This is a genomic window from Streptomyces sp. NPDC002671 (assembly GCF_053592475.1).
Map to the genome: position 1 here is coordinate 1 of NZ_JBSFVU010000107.1, position 7,511 is coordinate 7,511.

Consider the following 7,511-nt stretch of genomic DNA (forward strand, 5'->3'; position numbering starts at 1 on the left):
ATCCGCGAGCACACCCCAGCCGAACACGGTCAGTCACCGGACTCCGACGCCGAGGGCGACACACAGCCCGGTTATCCATTGCGTTGGAGGCGTGGTCTCGCCCGTGCTGGCGAACCTGTTCATGCACTACGCGTTCGACATGTGGCTCACCCGGACGTATCCGGGAGTCCAGTTCGAGCGGTATGCGGACGACGCGGTCGTGCACTGCGTCAGCGAGCGTCAGGCCCGCGAGGTCCTGGCCGCACTCGCGAACAGGATGGACGACGTCGGGCTGCGGCTGCATCCCGACAAGACCCGGATTGTGTACTGCAAGGACGGTAAGCGGCGTGGCTCCTACGAGCACACGTCGTTCACCTTCCTCGGGTTCACCTTCCGAGCCCGCGGAGCGCGGAACAGGAACGGTACGAACTTCACCGGCTTCCTGCCAGCGATCAGCAAGGACGCCCAGAAGAAGATCAGCGCGGAGATCCGCTCCTGGCGGCTCCACCGGCAGATCCATCTCACCTTCTTTGACCTCGCACGACGCATCAACCCGATCGTGCGGGGCTGGATGCAGTACTACGGGGCGTTTTATCGTTCCGAGCTGCATCCCCTCCTCCACCGCATCAACACCTACCTGATGCGGTGGGTCCGCAAGAAGTATCGACGGCTTCGGTCGTTCAAGAAGGCCCACGCGTGCTGGAATCGCGTCACGCGCCAGTACCCGAGGCTCTTCGCCCAGTGGGCATGGACACCAGAGTTCCGGTGATCAGGAGGACAAGAGCCGTGTAACGGGAGACTGTTACGCACGGTTCTGTGGGAGCCCGGGGGTGCGATTCCCCCGGGCGACCCGACCATCACGTCGACCAGGGACGCTTCTCCGCGAAGATCAGGATCACCTCCGCCACACCCTTCCCCAGGGCCCCGGTAAGGCCGCAGCGATGACCTCGCTGTATCACAGAGAGATAGCAGTGCGCTGCACGCCGTGCCGGTCTCTGCACGTCGGCGCCGAATCAAAACTTTGCGCGACGAAGCAAGAACGATCTTGGTCGTCGAGTGGGGAAGCCGGAGCGATCCCCGACGCCATCCCCGGCCTCCGACCGCGCCCGCCTCCGGTTGGCGTAACGGATTCGATCGCGCCTTCGGTAACTGCGCGATGGGCAGGGCCGGTTCGAGGGTTTCACGCGCTCCTCCAGATCGCCGACACGGCAAGATATGCGCATGGATCAAGGGATAGCGGCTGTCGTGGCGGCAGCCATCGCCGGTGGCGTCTCCGTGGCTGCGATGGGCAGTTCGTTGCTGACGACGCGGTGGACCACGAACTCACTGCGCCAGCAGGCGCTCGACCAGGCAGTGGCGGAGCACGCGCACTGGATGCGAGACCGGCGGGCGGATGCCTGCCTGCACCTCCTGTAGCAGGCCAAGGCGAAAAGACTGAAGCTGACCGAGGTTGAGTCGCAAGTGGGCGGGATACGTCCTGCGCGCGATGCGACGCGGCGCGAGCGCGACGAAGCGCATGACCGGGCCCGCGATCTGCTGTTCACTGAGCTGACGCCCAAGATGGTTGAGCTGGACGAAGCGGTGACTCGCTTGGATCTCGTAGGGCCAGCCCTTGTGCGGACTGCTCAAGGGATACAGCAAGCAATCCAGGTGTACATACGTGCAGTCGAAGCCGACACGACGCATCGCATCCTGCCGAATTCCCTGCCTCGCCATGGGCCTCTCGATGACGAGGTGCGGAACCACATGTCCGACGCGATCGAAGACAGCATCGGGCGATTCTCTGAGGCAGCGAACGAAGTTCTGGCCGAGATCCCGCATGTGAGGACCTGAACCTATGATTCACATATCAGCAGATCTGTGTGCATAACGGAAGTGTGCGCTGAGGACGACGGCGGTCCGCTCCGGGTGGGAGCGGGCCGCCTTGTGGTGTCGTTCAGGCTGTGTGTGTGCGGTCGAGCAGCATCACGGCATACAGCGGGGAGTCTGGGAACGGCTGGTGCTCGCCGACCTTCCGGTACCCCCAGCCCTCGCACAGCGCCTGAAGGCGCGTGTCGACCGTGAGCACGGCCAGGGCCTCGGGCCGGTCGGCGAGGAACAGCTGGGCGTCGACTTCCCGCTGGTCCGGCACGTACATCTGCAGGTGCTCAGGTACGCGGCGGCGGGCCCCGTCGACATCACAGTGGACGGAGCCCGGGGCGTGGCTGCAACGGCGCGGGTCACGGTCACCTTCCGGCAGGAGCAGCACGGGGCCGCTGTCGCCTCGATGATCACCGGTGCCGCTCGGCTGGGCCCGACCGAGCCTGGCGACACGGCACGGCCGCGGGTCCAGCGTCGCACGAACTACCCGCCGATGAAGACCCCCTCACCGACGCTTCCCCCGGTCACCGCCCGGTTCGTGTACCGGCCGACGGCTCGGTGCCACACCCGGGATGGGACCAGGTCTGGGTCACCCCCACCGATCCTGAGCTGCGCGGACGGGCACTGATCGCCTCGATCATCGACTGCTGGTACCCGCCGAGCTTCACGCGCTCGATGAACGCATCCCTGCGCAACGGGCAGCCGCCGGACCAACCCCCGCCGCTGGCTCTGATCGCAGCCGGCATCTCCTTCCCGGCCGACGGCCAGACCTACGACAGCGTCCGGCACGTCATTCTCGCCAACCAGCTCATCGGCGCCGCTAGCGGCTATTACCTCGAGCACAGTCAGATCTTCTCCGACAGCGACGACCTGCTGGCCACCACGGAACTCGTCCGCGCCACCGCCGTCGCGACTCCAAAGTCCGACCCGTCGCAGTCCTGAACCCAGGCAGTCATGCCGCCTCGGGCATGACACCTGCTCACGAGACAGGACATTGGAGTCCGAACGCCGGGCGCATCTGCGGTCCAAGACCCGCGGCTACGCCGGAAGCCGGTACTTCCTGCCCGTCATCCCTCCGATGAAGAGGGAACTGCGCCCCCTCGCGGTTCCGATCGGCGTCGACGATCTTCCCTGGCTTGGGGCGGAGCCGGCGGGCATCGGCGCGGGCCTGGGCGGCGTGCGGGCGGTAGTGCCGCTGGCCGCGGGTGCCGACGGTGCGGTTGCGGCGGATCTCCCGGCTGATGGTGGACGGGCTGCGGCCCAGCTCGGCGGCGTTCGCCTGGACCGTCGCCTTTTCCCGCAGCCGGTCAGCGATGTAGATCCGGTCGGCCTCGCGCAAGTACCGGGACGGACCAGAAGGCGGCACCACCGTGTTGATCGGTGGTGCCGCCTTCTGCCTGCGGCCGGCGCTACGGCCATTACGCCAGCGTCGACCGGCCTTCTCGTTGATGCCGACGATCCGGCCGCCTCTTTGTTGCTCAGACCCTGCTGCATAAGCCGGGATATGCCGCCCGCTCACGCAGGTGAGGTTGTAGATCCGTACCTTCGCGCGACGCGGAGGTGGGGACCGCCGAGGTAACTCGCAGGGGGTCTTCTCGCAGACGTTGATCGCGCGAGGCGTGGCCTCTCCGGACCGTGGCCGCTCTGACCGGCTTCGTGGTGGCTGCTCAGCGAGCACTGCCGAGATTGCGGTCGTCTCCGGCGCCTTCGAGCATGAGAGTGGTCTCCTCGATCCGGCGGAAGCGCCCGTCGGGCGCAAACTCCCCGAAGAGGTAGACCTCCATGCGAACGGTGGCTCCGTCGTTCTTGGTGACGTTCACCGTGTGCCGGTCGGCGTATCGGCCGCCGTCCACGAGCTCGTCGTGCACCTGGACCGAGCCGCCTGCTACGACTTGGCGCAGATGGGCGATGTGTGCCAGGAACTCCTGCCGATTGTCCCACCGGCCGTCGGTGCGCTGACGGTAGTCAGGGGCGAAGTGGCGGTCGGCGGCCACATCCAGGTCGAGTCCCGGGGTGAAGAGCAGATCGGTGAGAGCCGTGCTGACGTCGGTGCGAAACATGAGCCTTCCTTCTGTTGCTGTGGCTGTCGACGTGGTGCGCCGAACGAATAATGCGTGCCTGAAGCACGCATCCATAGTAGCGCAAGAAGCGTGCTCCGCGCACGCTAATCTGGAGGCATGACGAACGGGACCGGGAATGAGATCGCCGACGCGCTGGGATTGCTCCTACGGCGGAGCACCCGCGACCACCTCTACGCACAGCTGACCGAGGGCCTGGGAGAGGCGGTCGACGACTTCACCTACCCAGTGCTCAGCGGTCTCGCTCGAACCGGCCCCTGTAGCGCCGCCGACCTCGGTCGCGAGATCGGACTCGACCGCACTACCGTCACCCGGCGGGCCGACCGGTTGGAGCAGGCCGCCCTACTGCGGCGAGAACCGGACCCCGCGGACGGCCGCGCGACCCTGCTCGCTCTCACCGACGCGGGCCGCGATGCAGTGCACACCACCAGACAACGATTGGCCTCCCGCATCGAAGACTCGCTCGGCTCCTGGCCTCGCGAGGATGCCCGCGCCTTCGCCCGCTGGCTGCGGCGATTCGTCGACGAGGGCCCCTTCGCCCCCGGCAATACGCGGGAAGCCGACTGACCGTCACCTCCATCTCGCGCACCCGTGAAGCCCGCACGCGACTCGACGAACCACTTGGCCAATTCTGTGGGATTCAGCCTCGCGGCCGGGTCTGATCCGGTAGACCGTCCTGGACGACCCGCAGTGGCTGGGGTGGCGCGGCGGCCACCCCCACGAGTTCAGCACCGCCTGACCCACGACAGCGGGGCCGGAGAGGATCACCCGGCCCGCTGTTCGTCCGTACGCCGCTACGCCCAGCGCATCCCGATCGTGGACAGCAGCTCCACCCGCTCCGGCGCCAGCGTCGCGGCCCTGCTCCGCTGGTTCCCGATCCACGTACCCAGCTTGAGCTCCTGCTCCTCCTGGCCCTCACCGACGATCCGTTCGACGTGCTTCCTCGGCACCTGGACGTGCCCCTCGCGCTCGTAGAATTGCTTGGCGGCGCCGTAGTTCATGGCCCACTTGTCGGCCTGCGTACGGCGCGCGGGCGGCTTCTCGTCCTCGGCCGCGGGCTCGATCCCGAGGACCTGCCCGCACAGCCACTGCTGCACGGTCGTCAGCTTGTCCCAGCCCAACCGCGCCAACTTCACCCACCGTCCGAGGTCCTCGCCCTGGTGCACGACGTCGCCCGGCTCCAGCGGTAGTTCGCCGCCAGCCTCCAGGTGGAGCCGGACCAGGTGGAAGGCGCGCTGCCACTCCACCGGCCAGGCCGGGCACCAGGAGGGGTCGATGTCCTCCAGCTGCTCGCGCCGCCCTTCCGACAGTGGCCCGGCCGCCGGCCCCACCGGCAGGCCCTCGGCACGCCGCTGTTCGATCTCGGCGGCCTTGCGCGCGGTGGCCCGCTGGTTCCTCAGCCAGATGCCCACCCGGTAGCCCTGGTGGGTGGCGTCCAGCGGCGCCAGCAGGTGCCCGCTCTCCTCGGCCCACCCGCGTGCGGTGGCGAGTCCTTCCTCCCAGGCGACGTCGTAGTGCGACCAGACCATGCTGAGCTTTTCCAGCTGTTCTACGCGCTCGGTATCCATGTTGCCGCGGGTGTGGAAGCGTCTGGCGTCGGCGATCCACTGGCCGAGCGGAAACCGCGCGAGCGTGGCCGGCCACTCCTCGGCCTGCGCCTTTTGGTCGTCCTTGGCGGGGACGCGGTAGGTGAACGGTACCTTCAGGTCGCCGTGGATGCGCTGGTAGATGACGGAGGCTTCGAAGCCGCGTCGCCAGTGCTGGTGTTCGGAGTGAGGACGCGCAGGTTGATGAACGCGGCCAGCTGCGCCGGGTCGCGGAGTGCGCTGAACTTCAGCAGTGCCCGGGCCGGCTCTGAAAGATGGTCGCTTTGGTCGCTCTCGCCTCCCTCGCCTTCCATCCTGCTGCGGCTTTGAACGCCTCTGACACGGCTTGGTGCCTGCTGCTCGGCGAGCTGCTCCACCACCCGGGCGTCGTGCGCCCTGAGCGCCTCCAGCAGCTTTGCCAGCCCGCCGAACGCCCGCGAGGTCAGCATGTTGTCCGCCGTCTCGCCCGGCCCGAGCAGGACCGGCACGACCAGGCTGGCCACCTTCCCCTCGCCCGGCTGCATCCGCAGCGCGCGGCCGACGGCTTGGACGAAGTCAGGCATGGAGCCGCGTACGTCGGCGAAGTAGACAGAGTCGCAGTTCTTGGTGTCGACGCCCTCGCCCAGCACGCGGCGCCGGTGGTTGGGTTTGTGTTCGCCGCACAGCCAGTTGACCAGCCGTCGCCACAGCGGCGTGAACGGCCGCGGCGGGTCGCTCGCGGGCCGTGCAGGAAATTCGAGCGCTCGCAGTTGCACGCTCGAGCTCGACATGTCCCTCATGTTCAACGTCGATGATGCACTGCGCGAGTACGCGCAGACGCACGGCCTTGAACCCAAGGCGGGCGGGCGCATCCAGATCGGGTACATCTACGCGACGATCCGGTTCGAGTCCCTCCTGCACCCTGGCTACACGTCGGTGGAGTGCTGGGCAGCGACGTCGGGGATGAGCCGCTTGTTCGCGCGGTCGGCCAACATCAGGAAGGTGTTCACCGACCTCACCGCCGACAGCGGCGGAGTGTGCTGTCTGTTCGACACTGGCGACGGCGCCCCCGAGCAAGTGTGCTGGCTCAACGGTGAACCCATCCAGGAGATAGTCTCCGGTCCCCGCTTTCCAGATCGGCGAGCACTTGTGGCGACTTGGTCCGACCCCGAGAGGTGAGCTTCGGTGCTCCGCCTCTGAGGCCACAAGATTGTGTTACGAGCTCGAAGCAGTGGAAAGGCTGAAACGCACTCCCGGCCCCTTCTGCCCGGCGACAGGACTCGCTATGCGCCGAGGGCCTGTTGTGAAAGGAGTACGGCCTTGAGCTGGTTGATGGCCATGGAACGGTACTTGACCGCGGAGGTCTTGGCCATCTTGAACAGCCGGACTGTCTCGACCGGTCCGTCGGTCGTCTTGGCGGTGGCCGTGGCCTGGCCGGAGAGGACCGCCCGGGCGGCGGCTGCCGCATCGATGGAGTCGGACTTGCCGTGCCGGCGCCGGGCGGCCTTGTCGGGCTGGTTGACCTCGGTGACCGTGATGCCTTCGTGGTGCAGATAGCGGGTGAGGGCGGCTCCGTAGGAGCCGGTGCACTTCACTCCGGCCTGCTGTAACTGCCCCAAAGCACGCGCCCAGCAGAGGAGCCGGCGGTAGCCCTCCCGGGTCGTGGGGAAGCCTCGAGTGTCCAGCAGGAGTCCGGTGTTGGTGATGACCGCAGCCACGTGGACGTCTTTGTGCGTGTCGACTCCGAGCAGGATCTGTTCATCCTGATCTGCCGTGTCGTGACGTGGATGGCATTGCTGAGTCATGCTGGGCACGGTCGCCTGCCTCACTGTGATGGTGCCTGTTGCGAAGGCTCCTATCGGGACACGCCCCACCGTTTCGGTGGCAGCACGCACCGCCTCAGACAGCGGTCGGCAGATCAAACGCAAGGCAGCAATGTCCCTCCCCTCGTAGCGTGAAGACCGTGACTGCAGGGGAAGTTGGGAGTCATGGCGGAGAAGCGACGGAAGTTCGATCCGGAGTTCCGTGA

The 7,511-nt window shown here is 67.1% G+C and carries 9 protein-coding genes and 3 pseudogenes; 4 read left to right on the forward strand and 8 right to left on the reverse strand.

Annotation, left to right across the window (positions count from 1 at the left end; all coding sequences use genetic code 11):
- The first annotated feature begins 91 nt into the window (after window positions 1–91).
- Window positions 92–748, forward strand: coding sequence for a group II intron maturase-specific domain-containing protein (locus ACWD35_RS44215; RefSeq protein WP_451356983.1), 657 nt, complete (start codon window positions 92–94; stop codon window positions 746–748).
- 554 nt (window positions 749–1,302) lie between these two features.
- Here the strand turns inward: ACWD35_RS44215 and ACWD35_RS44220 are convergent.
- Both ACWD35_RS44220 and ACWD35_RS44225 read right to left on the reverse strand, forming a co-directional pair.
- The gene (locus ACWD35_RS44220) at window positions 1,303–1,800 is read right to left on the reverse strand and encodes a hypothetical protein (protein WP_451356984.1); all 498 of its coding nucleotides are present in this window, start codon (window positions 1,798–1,800) and stop codon (window positions 1,303–1,305) included.
- Window positions 1,801–1,915: 115 nt separating this feature from the next.
- Window positions 1,916–2,074, reverse strand: a pseudogene (locus tag ACWD35_RS44225) (GNAT family N-acetyltransferase); the annotation flags it as partial.
- Window positions 2,075–2,397: 323 nt separating this feature from the next.
- Between ACWD35_RS44225 and ACWD35_RS44230 the strand changes: the two are divergent.
- On the forward strand, window positions 2,398–2,781 hold the full coding sequence (locus ACWD35_RS44230; protein WP_451356985.1) for a hypothetical protein: 384 nt from the start codon (window positions 2,398–2,400) through the stop codon (window positions 2,779–2,781).
- Window positions 2,782–2,961: 180 nt separating this feature from the next.
- On the opposite strand, the pseudogene ACWD35_RS44235 reads toward ACWD35_RS44230, so the two are convergent.
- Both ACWD35_RS44235 and ACWD35_RS44240 read right to left on the reverse strand, forming a co-directional pair.
- A pseudogene (locus ACWD35_RS44235) lies at window positions 2,962–3,339 on the reverse strand (helix-turn-helix domain-containing protein); the annotation flags it as partial.
- Between the two features lie 167 nt (window positions 3,340–3,506).
- Window positions 3,507–3,899, reverse strand: coding sequence for a nuclear transport factor 2 family protein (locus ACWD35_RS44240; protein ID WP_451356986.1), 393 nt, complete (start codon window positions 3,897–3,899; stop codon window positions 3,507–3,509).
- 117 nt (window positions 3,900–4,016) lie between these two features.
- Here ACWD35_RS44240 and ACWD35_RS44245 point away from each other — a divergent pair, with 117 nt between their 5' ends.
- Window positions 4,017–4,484 carry a MarR family winged helix-turn-helix transcriptional regulator gene (locus tag ACWD35_RS44245; protein WP_451356987.1) on the forward strand — a complete coding sequence of 156 codons (468 nt, stop codon included), beginning with the start codon at window positions 4,017–4,019 and terminating at the stop codon, window positions 4,482–4,484.
- A gap of 227 nt (window positions 4,485–4,711) precedes the next feature.
- Here the strand turns inward: ACWD35_RS44245 and ACWD35_RS44250 are convergent, their stop codons facing one another.
- From ACWD35_RS44250 to ACWD35_RS44260, 3 genes and pseudogenes are all read right to left on the reverse strand, one after another.
- The gene (locus ACWD35_RS44250; RefSeq protein WP_451356988.1) at window positions 4,712–5,485 is read right to left on the reverse strand and encodes a helicase associated domain-containing protein; all 774 of its coding nucleotides are present in this window, start codon (window positions 5,483–5,485) and stop codon (window positions 4,712–4,714) included.
- Window positions 5,486–5,503: 18 nt separating this feature from the next.
- A pseudogene (locus tag ACWD35_RS44255) lies at window positions 5,504–5,647 on the reverse strand (hypothetical protein); the annotation flags it as partial.
- Window positions 5,620–6,273, reverse strand: coding sequence for a hypothetical protein (locus ACWD35_RS44260; RefSeq protein WP_451356989.1), 654 nt, complete (start codon window positions 6,271–6,273; stop codon window positions 5,620–5,622). The gene ACWD35_RS44260 and the pseudogene ACWD35_RS44255, both read right to left, overlap by 28 nt.
- On the opposite strand from ACWD35_RS44260, the gene ACWD35_RS44265 reads away from it, so the two are divergent.
- The gene (locus tag ACWD35_RS44265; protein ID WP_451356990.1) at window positions 6,272–6,661 is read left to right on the forward strand and encodes a hypothetical protein; all 390 of its coding nucleotides are present in this window, start codon (window positions 6,272–6,274) and stop codon (window positions 6,659–6,661) included. The two genes, ACWD35_RS44260 and ACWD35_RS44265, sit on opposite strands and share 2 nt — an antisense overlap.
- A gap of 104 nt (window positions 6,662–6,765) precedes the next feature.
- Here the strand turns inward: ACWD35_RS44265 and ACWD35_RS44270 are convergent, their stop codons facing one another.
- On the reverse strand, window positions 6,766–7,287 hold the full coding sequence (locus ACWD35_RS44270; RefSeq protein WP_451356991.1) for an IS110 family transposase: 522 nt from the start codon (window positions 7,285–7,287) through the stop codon (window positions 6,766–6,768).
- Window positions 7,288–7,511: the final 224 nt, after the last annotated feature.